22 protein-coding genes are annotated in these 26,712 nt (G+C 60.8%); 16 read left to right on the top strand and 6 right to left on the bottom strand.

From position 1 onward, the window contains the following. The first annotated feature begins 90 nt into the window (after positions 1 to 90). The 5 genes from R4P70_RS29950 to R4P70_RS29930 all read left to right on the top strand — a co-directional run bounded on the left by R4P70_RS29950 (position 91) and on the right by R4P70_RS29930 (position 4,780). A complete protein-coding gene (locus R4P70_RS29950) occupies positions 91 to 753 on the top strand; it encodes a hypothetical protein (RefSeq protein WP_317833293.1) in 663 nt (220 codons plus the stop codon). Then, positions 750 to 1,322: a hypothetical protein gene (locus tag R4P70_RS29945; RefSeq protein WP_052416902.1), complete on the top strand. Its 573-nt coding sequence runs from the start codon at positions 750 to 752 to the stop codon at positions 1,320 to 1,322. Before R4P70_RS29950 ends, R4P70_RS29945 begins: the two co-directional genes overlap by 4 nt. A 1-nt stretch (position 1,323) precedes the next feature. Then, positions 1,324 to 3,264 (top strand): AAA family ATPase, encoded by a 1,941-nt coding sequence (locus R4P70_RS29940; RefSeq protein WP_317833290.1) that lies wholly within the window; start codon positions 1,324 to 1,326, stop codon positions 3,262 to 3,264. Between the two features lie 245 nt (positions 3,265 to 3,509). Continuing rightward, the gene (locus R4P70_RS29935; protein WP_317833288.1) at positions 3,510 to 3,698 is read left to right on the top strand and encodes a hypothetical protein; all 189 of its coding nucleotides are present in this window, start codon (positions 3,510 to 3,512) and stop codon (positions 3,696 to 3,698) included. 77 nt (positions 3,699 to 3,775) lie between these two features. Further along, the gene (locus R4P70_RS29930; protein ID WP_317833286.1) at positions 3,776 to 4,780 is read left to right on the top strand and encodes an Abi family protein; all 1,005 of its coding nucleotides are present in this window, start codon (positions 3,776 to 3,778) and stop codon (positions 4,778 to 4,780) included. Positions 4,781 to 5,815: 1,035 nt separating this feature from the next. On the opposite strand, the gene R4P70_RS29925 is transcribed toward R4P70_RS29930, so the two are convergent. Together R4P70_RS29925 and R4P70_RS29920 are read right to left on the bottom strand one after the other, a co-directional pair. Next, complete coding sequence (locus tag R4P70_RS29925) at positions 5,816 to 6,292, bottom strand: ATP-binding protein (protein ID WP_317833284.1); 477 nt, start codon at positions 6,290 to 6,292, stop codon at positions 5,816 to 5,818. A 744-nt stretch (positions 6,293 to 7,036) separates the two neighbouring features. Further along, the gene (locus R4P70_RS29920) at positions 7,037 to 7,363 is read right to left on the bottom strand and encodes a metal-sensitive transcriptional regulator (RefSeq protein ID WP_317833282.1); all 327 of its coding nucleotides are present in this window, start codon (positions 7,361 to 7,363) and stop codon (positions 7,037 to 7,039) included. A 510-nt stretch (positions 7,364 to 7,873) separates the two neighbouring features. Here R4P70_RS29920 and R4P70_RS29915 point away from each other — a divergent pair. From R4P70_RS29915 to R4P70_RS29890, 6 genes are all read left to right on the top strand, one after another. Further along, on the top strand, positions 7,874 to 8,716 hold the full coding sequence (locus R4P70_RS29915) for a F510_1955 family glycosylhydrolase (protein ID WP_317833280.1): 843 nt from the start codon (positions 7,874 to 7,876) through the stop codon (positions 8,714 to 8,716). Between the two features lie 7 nt (positions 8,717 to 8,723). Next, the gene (locus R4P70_RS29910; RefSeq protein ID WP_317833278.1) at positions 8,724 to 10,643 is read left to right on the top strand and encodes a copper resistance CopC/CopD family protein; all 1,920 of its coding nucleotides are present in this window, start codon (positions 8,724 to 8,726) and stop codon (positions 10,641 to 10,643) included. A gap of 634 nt (positions 10,644 to 11,277) precedes the next feature. After that, positions 11,278 to 11,922 (top strand): DUF305 domain-containing protein, encoded by a 645-nt coding sequence (locus R4P70_RS29905; RefSeq protein ID WP_317833276.1) that lies wholly within the window; start codon positions 11,278 to 11,280, stop codon positions 11,920 to 11,922. 148 nt (positions 11,923 to 12,070) lie between these two features. Next, positions 12,071 to 13,300 (top strand): Ig-like domain-containing protein, encoded by a 1,230-nt coding sequence (locus R4P70_RS29900; RefSeq protein ID WP_411742494.1) that lies wholly within the window; start codon positions 12,071 to 12,073, stop codon positions 13,298 to 13,300. 352 nt (positions 13,301 to 13,652) lie between these two features. After that, positions 13,653 to 14,012, top strand: a complete 360-nt coding sequence (locus R4P70_RS29895) for a BlaI/MecI/CopY family transcriptional regulator (RefSeq protein WP_054781129.1) — start codon at positions 13,653 to 13,655, stop codon at positions 14,010 to 14,012. Then, entirely contained in the window at positions 14,009 to 14,953 is a 945-nt protein-coding gene (locus tag R4P70_RS29890) for a M56 family metallopeptidase (RefSeq protein ID WP_243620979.1), read from the top strand. Before R4P70_RS29895 ends, R4P70_RS29890 begins: the two co-directional genes overlap by 4 nt. A 259-nt stretch (positions 14,954 to 15,212) precedes the next feature. On the opposite strand, the gene R4P70_RS29885 is transcribed toward R4P70_RS29890, so the two are convergent. The 3 genes from R4P70_RS29885 to R4P70_RS29875 all read right to left on the bottom strand — a co-directional run bounded on the left by R4P70_RS29885 (position 15,213) and on the right by R4P70_RS29875 (position 18,696). Beyond that, positions 15,213 to 16,463, bottom strand: a complete 1,251-nt coding sequence (locus R4P70_RS29885) for a prolipoprotein diacylglyceryl transferase family protein (protein ID WP_317833271.1) — start codon at positions 16,461 to 16,463, stop codon at positions 15,213 to 15,215. 317 nt (positions 16,464 to 16,780) lie between these two features. After that, entirely contained in the window at positions 16,781 to 17,932 is a 1,152-nt protein-coding gene (locus R4P70_RS29880; RefSeq protein ID WP_317833268.1) for a sensor histidine kinase, read from the bottom strand. Beyond that, a complete protein-coding gene (locus R4P70_RS29875; protein WP_317833266.1) occupies positions 17,929 to 18,696 on the bottom strand; it encodes a response regulator transcription factor in 768 nt (255 codons plus the stop codon). Before R4P70_RS29875 ends, R4P70_RS29880 begins: the two co-directional genes overlap by 4 nt. Positions 18,697 to 18,824: 128 nt before the next feature. Here R4P70_RS29875 and R4P70_RS29870 point away from each other — a divergent pair, with 128 nt between their 5' ends. After that, on the top strand, positions 18,825 to 19,100 hold the full coding sequence (locus R4P70_RS29870; protein ID WP_317833264.1) for an SHOCT domain-containing protein: 276 nt from the start codon (positions 18,825 to 18,827) through the stop codon (positions 19,098 to 19,100). 82 nt (positions 19,101 to 19,182) lie between these two features. Next, entirely contained in the window at positions 19,183 to 20,766 is a 1,584-nt protein-coding gene (locus R4P70_RS29865) for a multicopper oxidase family protein (protein ID WP_317833262.1), read from the top strand. 237 nt (positions 20,767 to 21,003) lie between these two features. Here the strand turns inward: R4P70_RS29865 and R4P70_RS29860 are convergent, their stop codons facing one another. Further along, a complete protein-coding gene (locus R4P70_RS29860; RefSeq protein WP_317833260.1) occupies positions 21,004 to 21,132 on the bottom strand; it encodes a hypothetical protein in 129 nt (42 codons plus the stop codon). Between the two features lie 261 nt (positions 21,133 to 21,393). Between R4P70_RS29860 and R4P70_RS29855 the strand changes: the two genes are divergently transcribed. The 3 genes from R4P70_RS29855 to R4P70_RS29845 all read left to right on the top strand — a co-directional run bounded on the left by R4P70_RS29855 (position 21,394) and on the right by R4P70_RS29845 (position 26,696). Then, on the top strand, positions 21,394 to 21,621 hold the full coding sequence (locus R4P70_RS29855) for a heavy-metal-associated domain-containing protein (RefSeq protein WP_317833258.1): 228 nt from the start codon (positions 21,394 to 21,396) through the stop codon (positions 21,619 to 21,621). A gap of 49 nt (positions 21,622 to 21,670) precedes the next feature. Next, positions 21,671 to 23,974: a heavy metal translocating P-type ATPase gene (locus tag R4P70_RS29850; RefSeq protein WP_317833256.1), complete on the top strand. Its 2,304-nt coding sequence runs from the start codon at positions 21,671 to 21,673 to the stop codon at positions 23,972 to 23,974. Positions 23,975 to 24,233: 259 nt separating this feature from the next. After that, on the top strand, positions 24,234 to 26,696 hold the full coding sequence (locus tag R4P70_RS29845; protein ID WP_317833254.1) for a heavy metal translocating P-type ATPase: 2,463 nt from the start codon (positions 24,234 to 24,236) through the stop codon (positions 26,694 to 26,696). Positions 26,697 to 26,712 lie beyond the last annotated feature (16 nt).

Here is a 26,712-nt window from a genome sequence, read left to right as displayed (position 1 = left end):
ACCGCATTCAGCACGCGGAGGACGACCGCCTGCCGCTTACCGCCGGCACCGCGTAACTAACGTCCGTGCCTCATACACCTAGTACCCGCCGTGAAAAGTCTCGAGCTGATGAATGTCGATCTTGAGGCCACTTATGAAGCAATCGTGGACCGAATCGAACGAGCCAACCGTGACGAGGAGAGTCGCGGCCAGCTCGCGGTGCATATCGCTGACCCAGCCCGGGTGCGCTACAACACCCAGCTACAGCAACGCATCAGCCGACGCCGGCTAACCCGGACGATCATCTACGAGGAATTCGCTTACACGAATGTGCAGCCTCCCACCATCCCGCGAGGCCAGGCGCCGGTGGCTGCGCCAGGCGGCAACAAACTTCGGCGCAAGCTCAGTCGTGGCCAGGTTCCCTCGGACGAAGCCGAATTTGCCGAATCCCTTCGCTCAGCATGGTTCACCACGTGGTCGGGGCGACGTTCCGGACTGATCGGCGACGAAGCCGACTTGACGAACCTCTCGTTCGATGTCCTCAATACCACCTTCAAATGCCGCAAACACGCACGCGCCAAGCATCCTGACGGAAGCGCATACGGCGCACAGATGAACGAGCTGATGGCCGAAGACCTCACTGTTGATGCACTGTCGTCTTCCCCACCATTCCCGCTTAACGATCTGCACCTGCGCGGGTTGGCTTATCAGTTATGCGACGAGTGTCGCTTCTACTTCTCCGAACCGTTCGATACGGACGAGGAGCCCTCATGACACAAAGTCTCGAGTTCGAAACCGCAGTAGCGCGCATGCGCGATCAACAACGTGCAGCTGAGCAACGCGAAGCCCACTACCACCAGGCTCGTGTTCTTCTGCTCATCTCCCACTTCACCACGGCCAAGAAGGGCGTGGCGGGCTTGACCAAGCTCGCCAAACTCGATTTTCTACTGCGTTATCCCGCAATGTTGGAACGTCTCCTTCCCTCCGGCGTGAAGTCTTGGCCGGAAGGAACAGCCCCGACGGCGTCAGAACGCCTGGCCGTGGAAAGCCGAATGACCCGTTACAAGTACGGCCCGTGGGACCAGCGTTACTACAGTGTCCTTGGTTCACTCGCGGCACGAGGCCTGATCACGTACAGCGACAACGCAAGATCCGAATTCTTGGTCACCCCCGAAGGCGCCGCAGCCTCGACTGCCCTTGCCGCCACACCCGAGTGGTCAATAGTCGCGGACCGCATCAAGGTGTTGAAGAGGCATTTCAACAAGTCAGGGTCGGTCTTGACGAATCTCATCTACGACGGTCTGCCCGACGCGGTAGACCGTTCACGGCGAACGGAAAACTGATATGTCCGTCCACCTGCGTTTCTTGTCTCTCACAGTCACGACCGCGGAAGCTGAGCGCACCTACCGGTTCGACAAGCCAGCCACCGTCATCACCGGCCCCATTGGCACTGGCAAATCCAGCCTGCTCATGCTCCTCAAGCACACCGTCGGCGGCAACGCCATGCTCACCCCTGCAGTCCGCGAGAACGTACTGTCCGTTCAAGCAGAGATCGAAGTAGGCCCCGAACGCTTCGTCGTCAAACGCGCGATCGAAGGAGACCCCGCCAACCATGTAGATCTGCTCGATCCCGACACCCTCACACTGCGATCATCCTTCCCCACACGGGCAACGCCGGGTGAGACCACTATCTCCGACTACCTTCTCGATACGCTTGGCTTCCCACGCGAACAGGTCGCGGCCCGACGCGACGGGGTTTCGCGTCCCCAGAACCTCACCTTCAACGACCTGTACGCCTACATCTACATGCAGGCCCGCGAGATCGACCGCCAGGTCATCGGCCATCTCGATTCGTACTTCGACCCCAAACGCAAAGAACTCTTCCGGCTGATGTTCGCGCTCACTAACAGTGCGCTGATGGAACTCAAACGCACGGCCAGTGCACTCACTGATGAGCTGAAATCGAAAACCTCCGAGCACAACAGCGTCGATGCGTTCCTGCTCGCCTCCGATCCTCGAAGCGACGACGAACTGCGTGCCGAACTCACCGAACTCCGCGACACCCTGCAACGAGCCGAATCGACACTGACCGCTCTACGCTTTGAGCTCTCCGAGCAGTCCGCCGCCGACACGGCGTTGCGTGAAGAACTGCGATACGCCATTCAGATCGCACAAGAGACCGAAGAAGAAGTAGTCGCCGCGCGTGAATTGGTCGAGGCGCGACAGTCCGTAGTCGCACAGGTCGAACTCGACGTTTCTCGACTCAACCGATCCGCCGCCGCCATCGACCAACTCTCCCCATTCCGGTTCGTCGCCTGCCCGCGCTGCATGCAATCGCTGACCGCCCGACATATCGCCGAGGGTCACTGCGTCGTGTGTCTGCAACCGGACCCCGCGGAAGCAGACATCGATTCCGCCGCAATCGAAGAAACCCGCGCGGTGCTGCGACAACAACTCGACGACGCACACCACATCGAACAGTCCGACATCACACACCTGCACTCTGCGCATCAACAGGCTCAGCAAGCCAGCTTTCTCGTCAGCAGCCTGCGCAGGGAACTCGACGCACAAAGCCGCGACGTAGTTGCCCCGCGATTCGACGCGATCGCCGATGCCAGTTCCCGCGTCGCCACGCTCAAGGCCAGCATCGACGCAGTCACCCAGCTACGGGATTCTTGGTCCCGCGTCCGTGCGATCGAGGCGAACATACGCGAGATCAAAAAAACACGCAGACAAACCAACAAGGACATCAAGAACATGTCTCAGAAACTCGCGGCCCGACAGGCAACAGTGATCGACGAGCTCAGCAGGAAATTCGGGGATCTGCTCAGAAACTGGAACCTACCCTGGGTCGACACCGCCGTCATCGACAACGACAGTTACCTGCCCATCGTCAATGGCCAACCCCTCGAAAGCCAGCAGGCGTCCGGTGGCGGTATCGCTACCTCCATCAACGTCGCCTACAGCCTTACCCTCCTCGCATTCGGGCTCGACCACTCTGACGTACTCACCCCCTCCCTACTCGTCATCGACTCACCCCGTAAAGCGTTCGGCAACAACGATTCCGACCGAGAACGTGCCGCCCAGATTTACGACCATTTCAGGACACTTGCTACTATCTACGGCAAACGCCTCCAACTCATCATCGCCGACAACGACCCCCCACCAATCTCAAGCGGATCCTTCGGCAAGGTGGAATTCACCTACGAAAACCCCATGGTCCCCGGTGTCGTCCACCCAGGTCCAGACCACGTCGATCGCATCGGAGACGAGCAAGTCAACTAAATTTCTGGTGCGCCGTTAGTGAGCATGTTCCATGCAGCGGCAAGTATCGAACGGCTCACTGCAGCTACGACTTTCATCGACTCCATCGCGAAGTCTCAACCTCGCGAGCACGTAGAAGCGCACTCTGATCCTCACTCTGGGGGCGAAGCCATCTATGTCATCGCGAGGGTACTCGTCTGTGCACAACGTGCCCGCAGCGCAGGCCGCGGCCGAGTTGATCGAAAACGACGCAAGGAGCTGAGAACGTGAGCGAAACCGAAGCAAGCTGGAACGCCTGGATCAGTGTGAAGCTCGCCTGGCTCCGGGAAATAGCCTTGCAGAACCAGTCGACGGAGGAGTTTGCCCGCTCGGCGTCGCTCGACATCGTCGAGGTCCACACCGACCTCGACGCACCGGGGCCGCCCACTCATAGTGCTCCACTCGTGTTAACCTGATTGCACTACATCCCCCACGCCTCTCCACGATGCGCACTTGGGGGATTTTCTCTGCCACGGGTCAGGAGGAGCGCCGGATGTCTCGACCACCGCGCCCGCACCGACCGGCCCGACCTCGCGGCTCCCTCGACTACGACAAACCGCCACTGAGCCTCGATGAGCTCGTCGACCGCCTCTCCGAACGCGGCTTGGAGATCCCGGGCCCGGACCGAGCCGGACGGTACCTGCGCCATATCGGCTACTACCGGCTCTCGCCCTACACGATCCCCTTCCAGCAGGGACAACCTGACCATCTCTTCCGCGAGGGCACGGCGTTCGACGACGTGCTCGACCTCTACGTCTTCGACCGGGCGCTGCGACTGTTGGTCATGGACGCACTCGAGCGCGTCGAGGTCGCCGTCCGCGCGGCGCTGACCGACCACATGTCGACGACCTACGACGACCCGCACTGGTACATGGACCCCGAACACTTCCGGGACCGTGGCAAGCACACCGGACTCCTGAAGATCGTCCGGGACACCTGCGACGAGCGGTTACGCGGCTCGCCGGACGCTGGGGAAGACTCATTGGTCCACCGCTCTGCCCTCGAGCACTACCTGACCACCTACGGCTCGCCCGAACTCCCTCCGTCCTGGCTCATGGTCGAGACCCTGACGATCGGACAGCTGGCCAGCGCGTACCGCAACCTGAGCCGGCGCGCCGACCGGACGGCGGTCGCCAGGAGCATCGGACTGACCGCGCCGGTACTGGAGTCCTGGCTGCAGACCTACGTGCGGGTGAGGAACGTCTGCGCGCACCACGGGCGGCTGTGGAACGTCGGCCTCGGCGTCTACCCGGCGATCCCGAACTCACCGACGGTCTCGTGGCTGGAGGGGACGGACGCTCTACCGGATCGGTCGAGGAAGCGCCTCTACCCGGTGCTGGTGTCGCTGCAGTCGGTGCTCGACTCCGTATCTCCACGCAGCAGTTGGGCCCGGCGGCTCCACGAGCTGCTCAACACCCGTCCCCAGATGAACCTGGCTGGGATGGGCGTCCCGCAGGGTTGGGCCGGCGACGACTTCTGGAGCCGACACATCACGTGAGGGCCGGGCATCACGAATTGACGTCCGACTGCTCGTCTTCCCCAAAAGCAGTGTCGAGACAGTACGTCGCTCCGCCGCGCAGTCCTTCAGGAATGCCCCACCGAAGCAGACTTCGAAGCTGGTCCCGGACGAACTGATGTTCGAGACTCGGCGCGATCCGGGACTGCACGTGCGAGACGTTCTCCGTCATACGCTCGTACGCGACACCTCGACAGGCTGACATTCCCCCGTCGAACTAGAGCCTGTTCGAGTGCCACCTCCCCGCATTTGGACTTGACCCACGACTCGCGTAGTGCAGAGAAGTCAATCTGATCCAGGCATGGAGCTCACCGCTCATGATCCCTTTCACACAGAGCGCCCCGGCGATGACTCGAATCGGTAGGCGATCTGGGCGCTGCGGGTCTGCCGCTACCTCCGGCCTCGATGGTGGCAATCCTCGTCGCCGCCATGTGGACAACGCCCATCAAGGATTGGTGCGCTACACACGCTGCTTCCCGGCGATGCCGTCTACCTGACCAAAGACGGTGCCGTCGTACGGTGGAAAGTTGTTCGTATGGAGAGGTTCGTCAAGCAGCGACTTCCGGATGGGGTCTTCCAAAGAGAGGGCGGACCACGTGAGTTGCATTTGATGACCTGCGGCGGTGAAGTAGTCCGCGATACGCAGGGGCACGGCACCTACCTGAAAATGTTGTCGCCACCCGTGCCATTCCGATCCCGAGCTGACTCCGCGCCGAAAGGGTAACCCTCAGAACAGGTCCCCCACGGGTGGGGAATGGCGCGCAGGTCCTCCCCTGCCGAAGTTCCGGAACTATCCCCTCGCTCGGAAGGAACCGAGACTGTGCGTCCTCGACGATGGCATACCAGTTCTGAGACGGGCAAGTGACATTGGCGTCGCCCGCGGCATCTGCGTCGCAGATCCAGTGACCGTAACCCTGTCCACCACACAGCATCCACCCTTGAAATCCCTCGTCGTCTACATGACAGACGGCGGGAGAGCGACTGCAGATATCGATCCGTTCTCGGACACTGCCGGACTCATACAGTCGGGCTCCACCACCCCGATCGTTCGGCGCGCGGACAAACTCTGTGAGGTGCCTGCACACTTGGCGGAACAACCACCACCACGTAGGATCCGCCATTCGCGACCGGCACCGTGAACAGGTCAAACAACGGGATGGGCTGCGCATACGCACTCACGTCTTTGCGGTACTGCTCGATCGCAGCATCTATCCGGTCCGGGTCCAGCGGCTGCAAACGGCCCTCTTCACTGACGGAGGATGATGCGGCCACATCGTTCACACCGAGCACAATCAGCCCACCGCGACTGTTAGCGAACGCGGCGACGTCTTTCGCTCGCTCTTGCATCTGAGTCCACCCGTTGGGCTTTCTATCCCGCCGACTCGCGCCGAACGCGTCGGCAGCCTTGAACTCGAGCAGCTCCGACTCCTCCGAAAGTCCTTCGCCCCATGACCGAACCGATGCCTCGGTCAACGAGTTGGTTGGTGACGACATGAGAAGTGCTCCCAATCTTTCCTCTAGCCAGGCTGAGCAGCGCGGCTGCGCACCGGGCTGCGTTCAATCTCCCTGCCAGCTCCGGCAACAAACTCGACGCCGCCGCTATCCCATCTACCAGTTCATGGAACATTGATAATCGAGCTATACCCCCTTCCGTATAGGAAGCGGTTCCGTGGCGAACAATTCCCGAGCTCTGTCGGGCGAATTCACCGCCAGCCGATACCCTCATCTACTATACATCTTAGTAGGTACGGTGCCGGTTACCCGAAATCGTGGCCATCTCGAGAAATCGCGGCAGTTGAGGAGCGCAACTCTCCGCAACCGTTCCTCGGGCTCATCGTGCATCACCCACAGCGACGTCGACACTGCCTGGACCGTACCCAGTTTGGTGGAAGTGTTTTGGTGGCAATGCATATGGCGGCAGACACGACCCGAGACACCGATCACGACGACAGAAGCAGCGAGGGCGCCGAATCCCGCGGCGAGAAGATATGGAGAACCACGATCACCGGAGCGACAACAGCAGCTTGTCAGGATATGCGCACTCATAGGCGGCTGAGCCCACACTTCGACCGCTGACAGGGGCAGACTGCACGAAGAATGTCACATATCCTGGCCCGCATTCGAAAACATGATTCGAATGCAATTACGTTCTACGCAAATGAGTTTCGATAGGTCTGGGAGTCGAAATACTGACCCAACGACTAGTAGATCGTTATTGGAAATCAGATGGAAGGATCCTTACGAATTCACGAGTCGTCTGATCGCTTCGGTGGCCTCCCTGATCTTGGCGTCGGATTCGGGCCCCCCTGTTGCAGCGGCATCGACGACACAATGACTGAGATGGTCTTCGAGTAATCCCATCGCCACCGCCTGCAGCGCTTTCGTCATCGCCGATATTTGGGTAAGAATATCGATGCAGTATTTTTCCTCTTCAACCATTCGCTGCAGCCCTCGCGACTGGCCTTCGATGCGCTTGAGGCGTTTGAGGTACGAGTCTTTTGCACTGATGTATCCGTGGGTCGCATTGTCGCGACGGCCTGGATCAACTGGATTGGTTGCGCCCACGAGATTCTCCTGGTGCTCGTTGCCCGTAGTGGTCCACATTCGAAATCATGTCGCCGGCATGGTGGGCGACGATCGATTGAACCTTCCCTGGCTACGTTGCAGTGCGGCAACGGCACACAAGAAGGCACATTGAGCGACCGCCCGCACGGATGGGTGCTTCGCCAACTGCAGGATCCTCTGGGTTGGTGACGACATAAGAAGAGCTCTCCATCTTTTCTGCCAGCCGGGGCAGACAGTGCGGCCGTGCTGTGTTCAATCTTCCTGCCAGCGCCGGTCGCGCCGGGGACGAACTCGACGCCCCGCCATCCCGTCGACCTGTTCACGGAACATCGAGGCCAATTATACCCCCCTGTGGTATTAGATGCGGGGTTCGGCGGCGAGCATTCCTCGAGCACTACTGGGGGCGAATTCTCGACCAGGCGACACCCTCATCTACTATGCACCTTAGTAGATGCGGTGCCGGTCGCCCGGAATCGTTGTCATCCCTCGAGTACAGGACGAATCATTCAGATGCCCAATAGTCGTCGTACGCGAACGTCCCCAATCGTGGGGATCGTTGGCACCGCTCTCATCGCCGTCTTTCTCGTGGCTTGTTCTGCGCAGGTAAGCGACGACAAGGCTGGGCAGTCCGTCGCCCCCTCCACGCCAGGCGTGGAGTTCACATCCGAACTTGATCATCTGCACGGGTTGCATATCAACGCCGACGGCACCGTCCTGGCGGGTACGCATCGCGGACTGTTCGCTATCGGAGATTCGGGTGACACAGTGCGAGTGGGTGATTCCGACGACGATTTGATGGGGTTGGCGGGCACGACTGGCAGTGACACGCTTTTCTCCTCAGGTCATCCGGGTCCGTCCAGCAGCGCAGCCAACCCCCTTGGTCTACGCACCAGCAGCGACGGTGGCCGAACCTGGACGGATAGCTCGCTCGCGGGAAAAGTGGACTTCCATTCTCTAGCCACAGACGGCAAGACACTCGTCGGCTTCGACGGCGTCAGCGGAGTTAAAGTGTCGATGGATCAGGGCATGTCGTGGGAATCCGGCGCTGCGGTGGGTGCCGCCTCCCTCGCTCTCACCGATAGTGGGGCATGGGCTGTCACCTCGTCAGGTGTTCAGTACAGCGACGACAATGCACGAACCTTCACGGACGTCCCTGGAGCGCCGTCTCTGGTGCTGATCGCGGGTGCATCGGATGCATTGTGGGGGGTCGATCAAGATGGATTCGCCTGGCGAAGCAGGGAAGGGAAAGACTGGGAGAAACGCGCTAATGTCGGTGCTGTTGAAGCGTTGACTGCGGCGAGTTATGACCGCGCGTACGCGGCGACTTCTCAGTCGCTGTATGCCCTGAACTGACCTGAACATGTCGTTGTTCCTTCGATTGCTCCAGAGCATCACACTTGTGCTCGTCGCGGGAGTCCTTGCGGTTCTGGGAGCTGGCATCGCCAACGCTCACCCCACGCTGCTCTTTACCGAACCTGGCTCGGAGACTGCCGTTTCCGAGCCTCCGCAAACCATCACCCTGATCTTCAACGAGCAAGTCACCCCCGGGACCGATGCAATCAAAGTCCTGGACGACACCGGCCGCGAGAGCCTGATGGATGCGGCAGAGTCGACGAAGGGCGGCCGCGCAATAACCTCCCGACTCTCGGATGCTCCGTCGCCGGGCACCTACACTGTCCGGTGGCAAGTGATCGGCGCAGATGGTGACCTCGTCGAGGAGGACTTTCGGTTTGCCGTCGGCCTCGCTTTGACCGACAGTAGCGATGGCAACGACAGTTCCTCGACCTCGTGGACGGAAACCGTGCTCAGGTGGCTGCTGTTCGTCGGGCTCGCCATCGCACTCGGAACAATTGTCGCGGAGAGATCGACTTCCGTGGCCTACGCCGAGAATCCTTCACTGAAGAGGTTACGCACCTGGTCGCCGGCCGGCACCTGCATTGGACTGGTAGGCGTTGCAGGCCTTATGGTTTCGATCGCCGCCTCGTCCAACGTTGCTGCGCTATGGCAAGAACGTGTGGGCATCATCTTGCTCGTCGAGACCGGTGGGCTCGTGTTGGCCTTGGCGCTGAAAACTGCAGCGCGTCCCAGACTTGCGAGCGCAGCCCTTCTGCTGGTCATTGCAGCCGAAGGGCTGCGCTCGCATGCAAACGTCGTCGCCCCGGGATGGGGTGCGTTTCTCACCGCCGTTCATCTCGTGGCCGCGGCAATCTGGGTCGGTGCCTTACTCCACACGGTCCGCACTGTATTCGCCTGGCGGGGCGAGCATGCTGCAGTTCGGTGGGTCATGGCCGGATACACGCAACTTGCGTTGTGGACCTTCATCGTCGTCGTGACCACCGGTACGATCTCGGCATTGTTGCTGATCCCCATCACCGCCATGTTTTCCACCACGTACGGACAACTTCTGACGATCAAACTACTCTTCGTCATCGCAGCCTCGGGTGTGGCGATATCGGCGCGCCGGACGATGCGCAGAAATGACCCAGTCGGCAAGCTGCGCAATCGGATTCGCATCGAAAGCATCCTCCTGATATCGGTACTCGCCATCAGTGCTGCACTGGTCTCGACCGCGCCTGCCAACTCACCCGCCCAGCCAGGTCCACCGGCGGCCATCGGTCCGGTTCTGCCGCTGGGAACACTGGCCGGACAGATCGGGGTGAGCGTCGCCGCCAGCGAAGGGCAGTTGGTGGTCCGACTGTCGACACCTCGCCGAGACGATTACTACGCTCAGGAACCGGACCAGGAATACTCCTTGATCGGCGCAGTGCGGATGGGTGGGGTGAACACTGCGCTCTCCTTGCGAGGGTGTGGATCCGGATGCTTCGTGGCGGTAACCGATTGGCCGCTGGGCGAAAGCGTGCTCACGCTCGAGGTTGCGGCGGCAGGGTGGCGAGGCGGAACTGTCAGCCTGTTGATTCCGTGGCCTATTGAGAGCGGGGACAATGAACTCGCGCGAGTTGTGGCGACTACTCGCGCTCAGAAAGATCTCACCTTTTACGAGTCGGTGACCAGTGATGCCGCAAGCATCGGTCCCGAACCTCAGCAGTTGAGCCTGTCGAGCGAATTCTTTCTCGCGCAGGAACCATATGCGGACGGCACTGCGCCCGTCGCGGTGCGCCTACCCGGCGAGGACGGGCAGTTTCGCTTGGTGTTGGGTTATCCGGCTGCGGGCATGAACGTGCTGCTCAGCCTCGATCAAGCGGGACGAATCACCGACGAAACTCTGAGCGATGCCAAACATCTCATCACTCGTAAGTTCGTCTACCCAGGGGACCGATGATGGGGAAAGGCCAATGAACACGAACGATCCAGCGCTTTGGCATCGTCATCGTGTCGTGAAGCGGCCAAACAGTCCCAAGGCCTTTCGGCCCTTGGTACTTTCCCCGTGTCAAGTCCGCCACAGCATGGCACTGAAGGTGTCCGCGATACCGGCGACGGTGCAACGAATTCTGCATGTTGCGGGTCTACCGGCGACAGTGGTCGGCGTTCTGTTCATGCATTCGCCACCTGCGATCGACCATTCCGATCGGCGAAGAATCCTGACGGTCGACGTGAGCAGAGCAGTAACCATGAAACTTCTCATCGCTTCATATCATTCGACTTCGGACAGTCCGCCGCGACAGTGACCGCCGAGAGCAAATGCCGAGAGCGAATGCCATGACCATCCCGACGTTCATGCGTATATGGCCGCCCCGGCCCCACACCCCGTTCGGTCGCGCACATCAGCGAATGTCGGTGAAGAACCGCAACTGGCTCGGAAACCAACCCATACCGGCCGAGCACCGCCGTGACTCAACTCTTGCACAGCTGTCGGCGCTACGAGTGTGACGCGGCCACACAGACAGTCACACACCTACCCAAGTGTCCACATCCACACAAGCACCCTTCCTTACAACGACATTCCAGGAGAAGAAATGTGGTCCACACGCTCCGTTCCCGCACGTATCGCAGTCTCAGCAGGATCTGCCGTCGGTCTGATGCTGATCGCCGGCTGCGGCGGCGGCCATGACATGAGCCAAATGTCGAACAACGATGGCGGGAGCATGTCCAGCTCCTCCATCGCTTCGGTAACCGCCGACTCCAACAGCGCGGACGTGATGTTCGTACAGATGATGTATCCACATCACGCGCAGGCTGTCAAGATGGCGAAGATGGTCGACAGTCGCACCGCCAATCCACGAATACTCGAACTCGCAGCGTCGATCCAATCCGCTCAGGGACCCGAAATGGATCAGATGACAGCGCTCCTCGAACAATGGGGTCAACCTTCACCCGATCCCACATCCGGAGGGAACTCCATGGATGGAATGAACCACGGCGGAGCCGATTCAGGAATGATGTCCCAGCAGCAGATGACTGAGCTGGAGGGGCTGCGCGACAACGACTTCGACGCCGCGTGGCTGAACATGATGATCGAACATCACACTGGTGCAATCGCGATGGCCCAGACTGAACTATCCGACGGCAACAGTTCTGACGCCAAGAAATTGGCTACCAGTATAGTAGCCGCACAGCAAGCTGAGATCGCCGCGATGCAAGCACTACTGCAGCAGAACTGATCCGAAAACGTCGAGAGTCGGGGCCACAACCACCGCGTCCCCGCCTCTCGTTTCGCACCTCTGATCTCCCTTCAGAGCGTGGCTTCGCAACTGCGAATCACTGTCCCAGTCGTCACCGCCCGCCCCGCCTGCGTGAAGGAAACCATTCGTGCGCTCAACAAGACGTACAGCGCTACTCGTCCTTGTCCTCCTAGTCACGACGCTGACGGGATGCACCCGAACCGGAACACAGTCGACACCGACTGACGCGCTTGCTCCCTCGCCGAGTTCGACTCCCCCCGCCGCTGCGCTCGTCATGACCCCTTCCGAGTGGACGGATACCGTCAACCCTCTCGACCCGATCTCAGTGGAATCCGTTGGAGGAAGGCTCGACTCGGTAACGCTCACCGAAGCGAACGGGACAGAGATCGAGGGCATCTTCACCCCCGACCGGCAGGTGTGGAAGCCTGACGTTCCCTTGGACTACGGGAAGACCTACACGATGGCAGCGACGACCACCCAGAGCGATGGTTCGCACATCGATCAGTCCAGTACCTTCTCCACCGTCAAACCGCGGAACCTGACGAAACCGTCCTTCGTGACCACTGGAGGCAACCTCCTCACCGACGGCGGCACCTTCGGGGTAGGGATCGTCATTGTCGCGCATTTCGACGAGCCGATCATCGATCGTGCAGCAGCAGAGAAGACATTGACCGTCCAGACGTCGGCGCCGACCGAAGGCTCCTGGTACTGGGCAGATAACCAGAACGTGCACTGGCGGCCTCGTGAGTACTATTCCCCCGGAACAGAAGTCACGGTCCAAGCCAAGGTGTTCGGCGTCCCGCTCGGAGAGGGCCTGTTCGGACAAGAAGATGCGACGACCGCATTCACCATCGGCGACTCCCACATCACCATTGCCGACGATACGACCAAGCAAGTGACGGTCACGAACAACGGCAAAACAGTACGTACGATGCCGACCTCCATGGGGATGGGTGGAACCGAGACCGTCAACGGACAAACAATTTCCTTCTGGACCCAGCCCGGCATTTACACTGTCCTCGATCAGGCCAATCCCGTCATCATGGATTCGTCGACCTACGGACTTCCCGTCAATTCGCGTCTGGGATACAAGGAAAAGATCAACTACGCCACACGAATCAGCACGGACGGGATTTACCTTCACGAACTCGAAGACACAGTCTGGGCACAAGGCAATACCAATGTTTCGCACGGGTGCTTGAATTTGAGTCGCGCCAACGCACAGTGGTTCTACGACTTTTCGCTTCCTGGAGATGTCGTGGAGATTCGCAATACCGGCGGGGCCCCGCTCGAACTGTGGCAGAACGGCGACTGGAGCCTCTCGTGGGATCGATGGTCGGAGGGCAGCGCGCTCTGAAAGAGTTGCCGTCTGCAGTGTCACTGCGAAAACGACGTGGAATCGACGAGGAAACGAGCCCTCTCCGACAGACCATCAAGGCTTCCCTCCCACTCGTAGCGTCGTTGTTGTGTCTGCGAAGTGTCTGGAGAAAGAACAGATACTATTTCAAGAGGGCTATGGGTTCGCCGTCTCGGCACTTCCGGCGTCCAGGGTCGACGCCATGCCGCATCCATCGGTCCCGAACACCACGATCACGATGCACGTTGAATCGCAGACCACAATATTGTGTGGGTCCTGTGATCCAGGTAGCAGGTTTTTGCACATCGACGGTACGTGCGGTGACGAATGCGGTTGATGTAGGAGGAAGAAAATGCAAGGTCTGGGAGAGCTCGAGGCCCTGGTCATGGATGTGCTGTGGCGCTCCACCGAACCAGTCCGGGTCCGCGACGTCATCGATGGTCTCGACGACGACCGTGAACCTGCATACACGACGGTTATGACCGTCATGGACAACCTTCATCGCAAGGGATGGGTGCATCGCAAACGGAACGGCCGGGCGTACTGGTACGAAGCCACGCGAAGTCGCGAGGAAGCGGCAGCCGATGGGCTGCGCGCACTTCTCGAATCCACCGGCGACCCCACCGGGGTCCTTCTGCATTTTGTCCGGGGGACATCGGACGTCGAATCCAAGATCCTCGCGCGTGGGTTGCGTGAACGAGGAAAGAAATGACAGCCGTCCTCACGTGGGCGGTCGGCGGACTCCTCGTTGCAGCACTCGCGCCGCTGTTACTGGGATCGATGATGCGACGTGGCGTCGACCCGCATGTTGCCCTCGTGACGTGGAGCGCACTGGCACTCGGAACCATGGTGAGCATCGGTGTCCCTGTGGTGTTGAGTCTGATGCCCAGTCACGGGGGGGTCTCGTCACTGATCGAGTTCGCCCACAGCTGTTGGCTTGCCCTTCACGATGACGCTCCGGCGCGGGTGGAGACGGCAGTTGGTGTACTAGGTGGGGCTGCACTGGCGATCGGGGCTGTGCGAGGCACCGTGCACCTGTTCAGGTTCTCACGCACCCGCCATGACCTACACCAACAGCACCTCGGGTTACTGCGCATTCTCGGGGGAGCGACATCGTCATCGCTGCTGTGGCTCCCAGTCCCGACGCCCTTCGCCTACAGCGTCGCAGGGCGCCCTGCACTCATAGTGGCCAGTGATGGACTGAGGGAACAGCTCGACCCCGAGGCTCTTGCCGCAGTGCTCTCACACGAGCGAGCACATATCAGCGGTCGCCATCATCAGCTTGTCAGCGCAGCTGAAGCCCTCGCCTATGCGTTTCCGTGGCTTCCGATCATGCGGTCCTCGCCGCAACTGGTCCGCGCGTTGGTGGAAATCGAAGCCGACTCCCGAGCCGTTCGTCAGCATGGGCGCGAATCCGTGCACCGCGCGCTCTGCAGTATGACGCCCCATGATGTACCCGTCTCGGCTCTTGGAATAGCGCAGGACTGTTTGGCACTTCGCCTTGACCGACTGTCCTCCCCTCGCACTCACCACGCGGCGCCCGTTCGCTACCTGCGCACCCTGGCGGCCTGCGGAACCGCAATCGTCCTACCTGCTGCACCTCTTCTTGCGCTACTGGGCGCGATGGCGATGGCCACGTGCGCAGGTACATGAATTAGCACGAGGCCGGGACACTCGAGTAGACGTCCGTCTCAGTACCTACAGACGTGATCGCAGCACAAGAAATTGAAGTCGGTTCCCCCCTCCTCTGAACTGAACCGACTTCAATCACCGAACCACCGGACGAAACTCACACGTCACTCGACTTCTCAGACTTCGTTCTACCGTGTCGCCCGGTATCAGCCGGACAGCTGGACCGGATCCACATCTGCACTGTATCGACATCAACGGAGCTGGCGACAAGTCGCTCAGTTCAGATGAACGCGCTCATCAGGATCGTCGCGACGACGATGGTGCCGCATGCAGCACTCGTCAGAAGTCGCCCGCGCCGAGTGTGGGGATCTGCGCGGTACGGGAACAACAATTGACGAACCCACGTATAGGTGGCTACGGCGACGACGAATATTGCTCCGTTGTACGGCATTTCGACGCCGGAGAGGACGATACTCAATGTAGCCAGACCGATGATCAATCCTGCGAATGCCTCTATCAGCTGAACAGGGATTCGCCGTACGGCGAGCGTTCGGTCCGATGCCCACATTCCCCATCTCGACACAGTGGGTCGCCCCGAACAACAGCCGGTCAGAAAACACCCCGGCCGCCCTATCGCAATCCCCAGAAACAGCCCCGGCGTCGTCATATCCAGCAACAAACCGATGCCGAATCCCGATGCTGCTCCGCCGATCACCAAGACCGCGAGCGAGACCACCAGGAACCCTTGAATGCATGCGCCCGCACTGACAAATCTTCGAAGGCTCTGGCGGTGAAGTGCCAGGTACCAGAGCTTTGCGCCCACGTAGCCGAGAAGACAACCGAGGATTGAGACGAGAACGGCCACGGTGGCATTCTCGTTCGCACGTGTCAGTAGCAGTGACTGCATCACGATGGCGAACACTGCGCCCGAGCCCACCAACAGCGGCCATGTCCACAGTCGCACGTCCGGTCCGTGTACCAATGGTGCGGCGGTAGTCCAGAGCGTCGCGGTCTGGGGATCTTCGACGTCGAACTGCCCGGCGGTATCGTCCGGAGTCTCAATGCGCTCTGCGCTGACAGCCCAACTGCCGGTGGCGATTCCGCGGATTCTCGCGGTCACCGCAAATCGGCTGCCAACCGGAACACCTTTGACGTGAGTGATCCTTTCGAATTGCTGTGGGTCACTGCCCGGACTGTTGCGGGTTCCACGGAACAGGATCGACAGGTCAGAAGTCGAGTCGGGCGCTTCTCCCCAGTACGTGGCTGCGAGCCCCTGTGGTTCTATCTGCGTGAAAGCTTCCGCGCATCCTCCGCCAGGTGCAGCGGACTCCGGTGCCGCCGTCGATCCGGCTTCGCTCGACGGCGGAGCAGTGGGTTCGGCGACCGGCCGCTTGGTAGGCGCAGACTCTTCGGCAATGGCTGGCGCCGGCACCGCTTTACTCAAGTACGCCGCCGCGGCCGCTGCGGCCAGTTCTTCCGCTGCGCTACGGCCCTGACTACGCGCATCGTTGGGCGTCGTGCTGGCGCCCAACGATGGCCTCGAGGTGACATGTAGATTCGGCGACGTGGCACGCCGTGCTTGATTCTGTGTCGTAGACCGCTGTTTCGCGCGGGTTTTGGTTGATTTTTTGCTCACCGGCGCCCCATTCTTTCGGCTGGCGCGAATGCCCACCGAACTACTAAGGTCGATAGTAGCTGAACTACTAATCTAGATAGTATGTCAAGGGCGGGGACCAACGTTTCGGTCGGCATTTCGGCACCACGCAGGCGCTCTAGGCCAAGCCGGCAGACACGCGATTTCAAGGTTTGCAATGTAGCGGCGACGTCGATCCGGCCAATAACGTGTCGCTATTTCGGCCGATGAACTGGCAACGTGATGACGAATGTAGTGCCGCAACCGACGCCGCCACTGCTGGCGGTGATCTGTCCCCCGTGGGCTTCGACGAGCGCTTTCGCGATGGATAGTCCGATTCCCGACCCGCCGTGGGCACGATCGCGTGCGGCGTCGACGCGATAGAAGCGTTCGAACAGATAGGGCAGGTGCTCGCCGGCGACTCCATCGCCGGTATCGGAGAGCATGAGGACGAGCCGGTCGCCTCTTACCCGCGCCCGCACGTGCACTGTGCTCTGTGGTGGGCTGTGACGTAGTGCGTTGTCAAGGAGATTGCTCAGCACCTGTCCCATACGCTCCGGGTCGACCCACAACGACGGAAGATTTTCCGGGACATCCGCGCTCAGTTTCACTGCTTTCGTGTCGTACCGTTCTTCGTGGGCCGCTATCGCCGACCTCACCAGCAGCTCAGGTCTCGTCCAGCTCGGTGTGATCGCGGCTCGATTGGTCTCGACATTCGAGAGCGCCGAGACATCGTCGGAAAACCGTGCCAAACGTCGGGTTTGGTCGCGGAGCATCGTAATGGTGTGATCATCGAGAGCTTCCACTCCGTCCTCGAGTGCTTCCATGAATGCTTCGAGAACCGCTACCGGCGTACGTATTTCGTGTGCGAGATCTGCCAGCAACCGTCGGCGCATCGATTCCGCAGACTCGAGACGAGCCGCCATGTCGTTGAATGCCGTCGCCAGTGCGTCGAAGTCGTCACCGAGGCGAGCCGGTGGGACTCTGGCTGCGTAGTTTCCCGTCGAGACTGCTGTGGCGGCGGCCGCTACCGCGGTTACCGATCGTTGCAGGCGACGGCTGAGGTACCAGGTCACAGCCAGCGCGCACAATGCGGCGGCGCCGATCGCCACGGACAACGAGATCGCGGTTGCCGAGCGGTAGGCCTGCTCGGCGTGTATTTGCTCCTCGGACATGGGAGGTACGCCTGCTCGGCGCAGATGCTCGCGGAACAATGCCGGACCGACTGTGACGGCAACGGCCCAGGAGGTCACCGCCCCGGCCACCAGGACCAGTGTCTGGGCCGTGAGTAGTCGCACGCCGATGCCGAGTCCCCGTCGGGTACGAGGCGGGGTTTGGTGGGTTGAAAGGTCCTCTCGGGTAGTCATTTTCCGGAACCCATCCGGTACCCGATGCCGCGCACCGTGTTGACGTACCGGGGAGCGGCGGGATCATCGCCGAGTTTGCGGCGCAGGTGACCGATATGCACATCGACGAGGTGTTCATTCCCGGTCCAGGTAGGGCCCCATACCGTTTCGATGAGTTGACGCCGGCTGAACGCCATACCCGGCCGCGCTGCCAACGCCGCCAACACGTCGAACTCCGTCCGAGTGAGGAGGATCGGTTTGTCGTCGACAGCTACCTCTCGCCCCGCCACATCGATCTCGAGGGCTCCGAACGTCATCGGGGGAATCTCGTCGCCTCGGGTGAGCGGACTCTCCGTTGCTCTGTGGGCGGCGGTGCTGCGGGGTCTGCGCATCATCGCGCGAATCCTCGCCACCAACTCGCGGGGGCTGAACGGCTTGGTCATGTAGTCGTCGGCACCGACAGAGAGTCCGACGATGGTGTCCACTTCCTCGCTGCGGGCGGTCAGCATCACCACGTACGCATCCGAGAAGGTACGAAGTTCCCGGCACACCTCGATACCGTCGATACCGGGCAGTCCCAGATCGAGGACCACCACATCGGGATCGACCTCACGGGCAAGTGCGAGAGCATCGAGACCGTTGTACGCCACACTCACCTCGAATGACTCTCGTTCCAGATAGCTCGAGATGATCGAGGCCAGTGGGCGTTCGTCGTCGACGACCAATGCCCGAAAACCTGCCGACTCGTCGGTTGCCTGTGTTGACGTACTGTTCATGCCCACCATCGTGGACTCCCCCGGCCGCCGCTGTGCGTGCAATACACGGCGCGCGGTCACCTCTTCAGCGAATCTTCACAGAACGCACACCGATCCCAGCGGGTTCGGCAAGCAGTATCGGGGGGTGAGGAGAGTGAATGGACATGATGTGGTGGGGCAACGGATCCGGTTACGGAATGGGATGGGTCAGCTGGGTGCTGATGGTGCTGGCGATGATCGCATTGTGGGGTGTGATCATCGTGGGACTACTTGCATTGTTTCGTCCCAGACGCAGCGACCGCAGCGAATTCCGCGGGACGACTGCGCAGCAGCTGTTGGATGAACGCTACGCCCGCGGCGAGATCGACGATGACGAGTATCACTCCCGCAGAAAAGCTTTGGATCGATCCAATCATCGACACGAGAGTCGTTGACTTCTGTGGCACGCCTGTCCTGAACTGACCGGCGCATCAACTCCACACCTGCCTCAACGACAAGACAAGGACAATCACACTCATGGTTATCGCTCCGTCCACCCGGTTCGGTGTCAGTCGACGTACGTTTCTCGCTGCTGCTGCGGCGGGGGTTGGCGGCTTGGCGTTGACCGCATGCACCACCGGCCGATCGTCCAACCCGAGCCCAGCGCCGTTCGACAACGATGCCATAGCAGCCGCCGAGGCGGCGCGCCCGCACACTGGTCGTACCGTCGAATACACGCTCAACCCCCAGGGTGCCGATATCGATCTCGGCGGCATAAAGGTGCGCACTCTTGCCTACGGCGACAGTGTTCCCGGACAGTTGATTCGCGCGAACGTCGGGGACGAGCTCGCGATCACCGTCAACAACGGGCTCGATCATCAGACATCGGTGCATTGGCACGGCATAGCGCTGCGAAACGACATGGACGGCGCCTTGCCGGCAAGCCCGAACATCGAATCGGGACAGAGTTTCACCTACCGGTTCTCCGTACCGCATTCGGGAACCTATTGGGCTCACCCCCATGTCGGCCTCGACACCGACTACGGCCTCTACCTCCCCATCGTTGTCGACGACCCCCGCGAACCCGTCGACTACGACACCGAATGGATCGTCGTTCTCGACGACTGGACCGATGGAATCGGCACCAGCCCACAACAGATCCTCTCCGACCTCCAGTCCGGAAACGGCATGGGTTCGATGGGCGGATCCGGGATGGGCAACATGCCCGGCATGGGCGGAATGGATCACGGGTCGAACGAGACCACGACGCCCTCCGCATCGGGTGTTCCGAACTCGGCAGAGCCCAGCGCGCTGCTCGGCGGTGACGCCGGTGACGTCAGCTACCCCTACTATCTGGTCAACGGGCGAATAGCGTCCGCACCGACGACCTTCTCGGCCGCAGCCGGGCAACGTGTGCGTATCCGAATCATCAACGCGGGCGCGGACACCGCTTTTCGAGTCGCACTTACCGATCATGCGATGACCGTGACCCATACCGACGGCTTTCCGATCGTGCCGAGGGAAGTCGATGCGCTTCTACTCGGCATGGGTGAGCGCTACGACGTGATCGTCACCGTCAAGGACGGTGTATTCCCACTCGTCGCCGCTGCCGAGGGCAAGAACGCGCATGGTCGGGCGTTGCTGCGTACCGGTTCGGGCGATGCACCCGATCCGTCGTTCCTGCCCCGAGAATTGACAGGTCGTGTGGGCACGGTCGAGACCTTCGCTGCAGCGCAAAGCGTAGTTCTTCCGCAAAACGAGGGCACGAATGTCAACCTCAAGGCCGATCTCGGGGGAGACATGATGAGCTACCAATGGACGATCAACGGTCGGAACTACGATCAAACCGAACCACTGACCGTCAAAGAAGGGGACCGCGCCCGGATCACCTTCACCAACATGACGATGATGTGGCATCCCATGCATCTGCACGGACACACCTTCCAAGTGGTCAAAAGTGACGGTAGCGCCGGCCCCCGCAAGGACACCGTCATCGTTCGCCCCATGGAATCGGTTGCCGTCGATCTCGTTGCCGACAACCCGGGCGACTGGATGCTCCACTGTCACAACGGTTATCACCAGGAGGCAGGCATGATGACGCGCTTGGATTATGTTCTCTGACACTGAGACGTCCGAACAGATGATCGCATCCGCGCTGGCGCGAACCTGATGTGTTCGATACCCGGCACTGAGCGGGTATCGAACACATCAGTTATCCAACGGAGCGATTCGATCGAGCTGCGCCCAACGTCGCGTCGACGTACGTCTACTCACGACGAGCAATGTTCATCTCACATCTCGATCGATGTCCACAGTCTATCTCGCTGCAGTGGAACAGTTTTCATCGCCGAGGTGAGGTCAGATTCCGGCAACCCCCTTCCCCTTCGCTCCTCGTTTCAGCACGGTCGTGGCATCGAAAGTCTTTGACTGACGCACCTCGGCGGCCGTTTCCGGCACGCAGATGACGTATTGCAGCGGCGCCTGCATTTGGCCATCCCTGCATGAACACAAACAGAAACCGGAAGGAAGAATGTCCGGCCGAAAGTCGGCCGACACACAGTCTTGACTCACCCCATCCGAGTGGGCGTATAGTCGAATACACATACCCCCTAGGGGTACCAGATGGAGGACATCATGAGCCAGACCAATTCACAGTCAAACCTGCTCGACGAAACGCAACGCGGCTGCGGGTGCAGCTCGACGCCGGAACCACACACCAATTCCGCATCAACAACTACGGAGAACGCCATGGCTGCAACGAACAACACCTTCGCCGTAACCGGCCTCACCTGCGGGCATTGCGTCGGCGCCGTCACGGACGAACTGCGCGAGCTCCCCGGAGTGAGTGGGGTCGATATCGATCTCGTCGCCGGCGGAGTCTCCACCGTCACCGTTACGGCGTCATCGACACTGACCAACGAACAAGTAGCTGCCGCGCTCGATGAAGCCGGAAACTACCGTCTCGCGAACATCTGACCACGCGACCACGACCACCAGCGCAGGCAGGTCAGGAGAGGTACATCTGATGAGCACCGTAGACAACACCACCGTCGCCGCCGATTCCGCACACAGTGTCGAATTAGCCATCGGCGGCATGACCTGCGCCTCCTGCGCTGCGCGAATCGAGAAAAAGCTCAACAAGATCGAAGGCGTCACCGCGACTGTCAACTACGCCACAGAAAAAGCGAAGGTCAACTTCACAGGTTCGGTAGCACCCGAGGACTTGATCGCCACAGTCGAAGCAACCGGGTACACCGCCACGCTGCCGGTACCGAAGGGCACCTCCGGTGAACCCGGCCATACCGACGGGGTGACCAGTCAGACCCAGGACGAGGCTTCGCAATTGCGGACCCGACTACTCGTCTCGCTCACATTGACCGTGCCGGTGGTCGCATTGTCGATGATCCCGTCGCTGCAGTTCACGAACTGGCAGTGGCTGGCCTTGACGCTCGCCTCCCCCGTGGTCGTCTGGGGTGCACTTCCCTTCCACCGTGCCGCGTTGACGAATGCTCGACACGGCGCAGCAACGATGGACACTCTGATCTCGGTGGGGGTGTCGGCGGCCTACCTGTGGTCACTGTGGGCTTTGTTCTTCGGTCATGCAGGAATGGCCGGCATGAAGATGGAATTCAGCCTGTTCCCACAGCAAGAGGGCGGAGCGGACCACATCTATCTGGAAGTGGCCGCCGCGCTAACCGTCTTCATTCTCGCGGGACGATATTTCGAAGCCCGGGCCAAGAAGCAGTCAGGAGCGGCCCTACGCGCACTGATGGACATGGGAGCCAAAGACGTAGCGGTGCTGAGGGAAAACACCGAGATCCGGATTCCCACCGAACAACTGGTGGTCGGCGACGTCTTCATCGTCCGCCCCGGCGAGAAGATCGCTACCGACGGCATCGTCACCGAGGGCGCATCTGCGGTGGACGCCTCCATGCTGACCGGTGAATCTGTTCCGGTGGAAGTGCGCCCTGGCGACGCCGTGGTCGGTGCCACCGCCAACGCTGGTGGGCGCCTCCTCGTTCGGGCCACTCGCATCGGCTCCGACACTCAGCTCGCTCAGATGGCACGACTGGTCGAAGATGCACAAAACGGCAAGGCTCAGGTCCAACGTCTGGCCGACCGTATCTCCGGAATCTTCGTCCCTGTCGTCATCGTCCTCTCGCTGCTGACCTTAGGTGCGTGGCTCTTGACCGGCCACTCGATGGTGGCAGCGTTCACCGCCTCCGTTGCCGTGCTGATCATCGCGTGCCCCTGCGCATTGGGGTTGGCAACACCCACGGCGCTGATGGTCGGAACCGGCCGCGGCGCACAGTTGGGGATTCTGATCAAGGGCCCCCAGATTCTCGAATCCACCCGTCAAGTCGACACCATCGTGCTCGACAAGACCGGGACCATCACCACAGGACGCATGAGTGTCGATTCAATAGTGACCGCAGATGACGAGAATCTCGAGGAGTTGCTCTCTGTCGCGGGAGCATTGGAGGATGCCTCCGAGCACCCGATCGCACAGGCAATCGCTCTCGCAGCACAAGCTGCTGGTCAACCCTTGCCGCAGGTCGAAGGTTTTTCCAACCACGACGGTCGAGGCGTCTCCGGCGTCGTCGACGGCCGCGCCGTTGCTATAGGTCGGCGAACCTGGTTGGCGCAAGACTGGTCTCTCGCAGTGCCTGAGAATCTGCAAGCATCAGCACACCACGCGGAAGCCGACGGAAAGTCCCCGGTGTGGGTCGCGTGGGACGGGGCGATCCGCGGAATCGTGGTAGTTGCCGACACAGTCAAAGACACCTCGAAAGAGGCAATCACTGCATTCAGGACTTTGGGACTGCGTCCCATCCTCCTGACCGGCGACAATGCTCGCGCGGCCGCCGCAGTAGCAAAGCAAGTGGGGATCGAACCCGCCGACGTCATCGCCGAAGTGTTGCCGGCGGAAAAGGTCAGCGCCGTCAAAGACCTACAAACTCGTGGGTGCACTGTCGCCATGGTGGGTGACGGGGTCAACGACGCCGCCGCTCTTGCCCAAGCAGATCTAGGCCTGGCGATGGGCACCGGCAGCGACGTGGCCATCGAAGCCTCCGACCTCACACTTGTCCGAGGCGACCTGCGTTCAGCTGCGGACGCGATTCGACTCTCGCGATCGACGTTGAAAACCATCAAGGGGAATCTGTTCTGGGCCTTCGCCTACAACGTGGCCGCCTTGCCGCTCGCAGCACTGGGGTTGTTGAACCCGCTGATCGCGGGCGCTGCCATGGCGTTCAGCTCCGTGTTCGTCGTCACGAACAGTTTGCGCCTGCGACGATTCAAATCTCAGTCCGGCAACTCCGAACACTGATTCGATCCCGAGTTTTTTCATTCCCTGGTCCCATCTTCGGACGATGGGTGTCGTAGACGACTTCTGGGGCCTTCCTTCATCGAATCTTCACCAAACATCTAGCCAAGGCATATCTGGTATCGGCAGGCTCAGTATTGACACATACCCAATACATCACGCCTGTGAGATGCCGAAGCGGTCCGCCACAACCGGGGAATGTTCGCCGAGATATCTACGGTCGCTGCCGAAACAATGACAGCCACAACGAGAGGGCGCTGAGATGAATCGAACCACCGTTCTCGAAGTACAGGGATTGCAGTGGGCGACGTCGAAAGCCGCAGTCGAATCAACTCTCCTTCGCCGGAGCGGCATCGTATCCGTCGAGGCCAACGTGCTCAACCAGACGGCCACAGTCACCTACGATCCGAGCACAACCTCGATACCCGAACTGTCCCAATGGATCCGGGACTGCGGCTATCACTGCGCCGGCCGATCCGTGCCCTCGCACAGCTGCGACCCTCTGTCCGAACCAACCGACAGTACTACCGCCTCGTCCTCCGAACATGCTGGCCACCAAGTTCATTCAGACCACGTCGACACATCAGCTGACACAGAGACCGATGAATCTCCCCACCTCGAACACGGGGCCCATCAGCCACATGCTCAACACTCTGCACAAGACATGATGGGGCACGGCGGCGCACACGCCGGAATGTCGATGGACGACATGGTCCGGGACATGCGAAATCGCTTTCTCGTCGCTCTCGTTCTGTCCATTCCGATCATGCTGTGGTCCCCGATGGGGCGCGAGATGTTCGGATTCACAGTTGCTGCACCGTTCGGACTCCGCGACGACGTATTCACCCTGGTACTGAGCTTGCCAGTGGTGTTCTACTCGGCCTGGATCTTTTTCGACGGCGCTTATCGGGCCCTAAAAGCCCGCACCCTCGACATGATGGTCCTCGTCGCCGTCGCAGTCGGAGCGGGTTGGCTCTACAGCGTCGCCGTCACACTCACCGGCGGCGGCGAGGTCTTCTACGAGGCAGCATCGGTGCTGACGGCTTTCGTTCTACTCGGACATTGGTTCGAGATGCGAGCCCGCGGCGGAGCCAACGACGCGATTCGCACACTGCTCGAACTGACACCGCCGTTGGCAATCGTGTTGAGAGACGGTGATCCCGTCGAAGTTCCCACAGCAGACGTTGTCGTCGGAGACCTGTTACTGATCCGGCCCGGCGGCAAAGTTCCTGTCGACGGAACGGTCGAGAGCGGATCGTCGGAAGTTGACGAGTCCATGGTGACCGGGGAAAGCCTTCCCGTATCCAAAGAACCGGGATCCGCGGTCATCGGGGCCTCCATCAACACAACGGGAACACTTCGCGTCCGCGCTACCAAAGTCGGTGCCGACACTGCCCTGTCCCACATAGTGTCGCTGGTCCAGGAAGCTCAGAACTCGAAAGCCCCCGGTCAACGGTTCGCTGACCGGGCGGCGTTCTGGCTCGTCCTGGTCGCTTTGATCGGCGGCACCGGCACCTTCCTCGTCTGGTGGGCGACAGGGGCCGGAGTGCAGACAGCGCTTCTGTTCGCGATCACCGTCGTGGTCATCACATGCCCCGACGCCCTCGGTTTGGCCACGCCCACCGCCATCATGGTCGGTACCGGACTCGGAGCTCAACGAGGAGTGTTGTTCAAAACTGCGACCGCGCTGGAATCCTCGGCGCGCATCGAGGTGGTAGTGATGGACAAGACCGGCACCCTCACCAAAGGGGAACCTGAAGTCACCGACGTCGTCGTCGATGGTATCGGCACCGATGAACTCCTTTCCCTTGTCGCGGCGGTCGAACGCGAGTCCGAACACCCCCTCGCCGGAGCAATCGTCCGATACACGACCGACCGCGGCGTTCCACAGGTTCCACTCAAAGATTTCCGCAATATGCCAGGTCATGGTGCGGCTGCTCAAGTGAACGGACTTCGAGTTGCGGTGGGCAACCGCAAAATGATGATCGCCGAGAACGTCGACTTCGGCCCGTTGATGGACACACGCGACGATCTCGCAGCCAGTGGGCGAACAGCAGTGCTCGTCGCCGTGGATGGGCGGGGCGTCGGGGTGATCGCACTGGCCGACGCAATCCGAGAGACTTCCGCTGCCGCAGTCTCGGCACTGCACGACTTAGGCGTCGAAGTCGTCATGCTCAGTGGTGACAACGAAGCAACAGCACAGCGCATCGCCGGTCAGCTCGGTATCGATACCGTCATCGCAGAAGTGCTCCCTGGCGACAAAGCGGCCAAAATCGCCGAACTGCAAAACGCCGGCAAAAAAGTTGCGATGGTCGGGGACGGAGTAAACGATGCTCCGGCGCTCGCACAAGCGGACCTAGGTATCGCCATCGGCGCAGGTACCGACGTCGCAATCGAAACAGCCGACCTCGTGTTGATGCGCTCGGACCCGCTCGACGTACCGATCGCACTGCAAATCGGCCGAGGCACCCTCCGCAAGATGAGACAGAACCTCGGATGGGCCGTCGGGTACAACGTCATTGCTCTACCGATCGCGGCCGGAGTCTTCGAACCGTCACTCGGACTGGTACTTCGCCCCGAGATCGCCGCCCTGTCGATGTCCGGGTCAAGCCTCATCGTCGCAGTCAATGCATTGCTCCTGAAACGGCTGCGCCTCCCTTCGCGCTCTGATCAACATCCGACACCGCGCCCGGCCACAGAAACGGCCACGCCGGGCACCTCCTGACCTGACAACCGACCAC

Source organism: Rhodococcus sp. IEGM 1241, assembly GCF_033142365.1.
In the GTDB taxonomy this organism is placed as follows: Bacteria; Actinomycetota; Actinomycetes; order Mycobacteriales; family Mycobacteriaceae; genus Rhodococcus_F; species Rhodococcus_F erythropolis.
The sequence above is the reverse complement of the archived record's forward strand: the minus strand, read 5'-3'. Positions and strand labels throughout refer to the sequence as shown.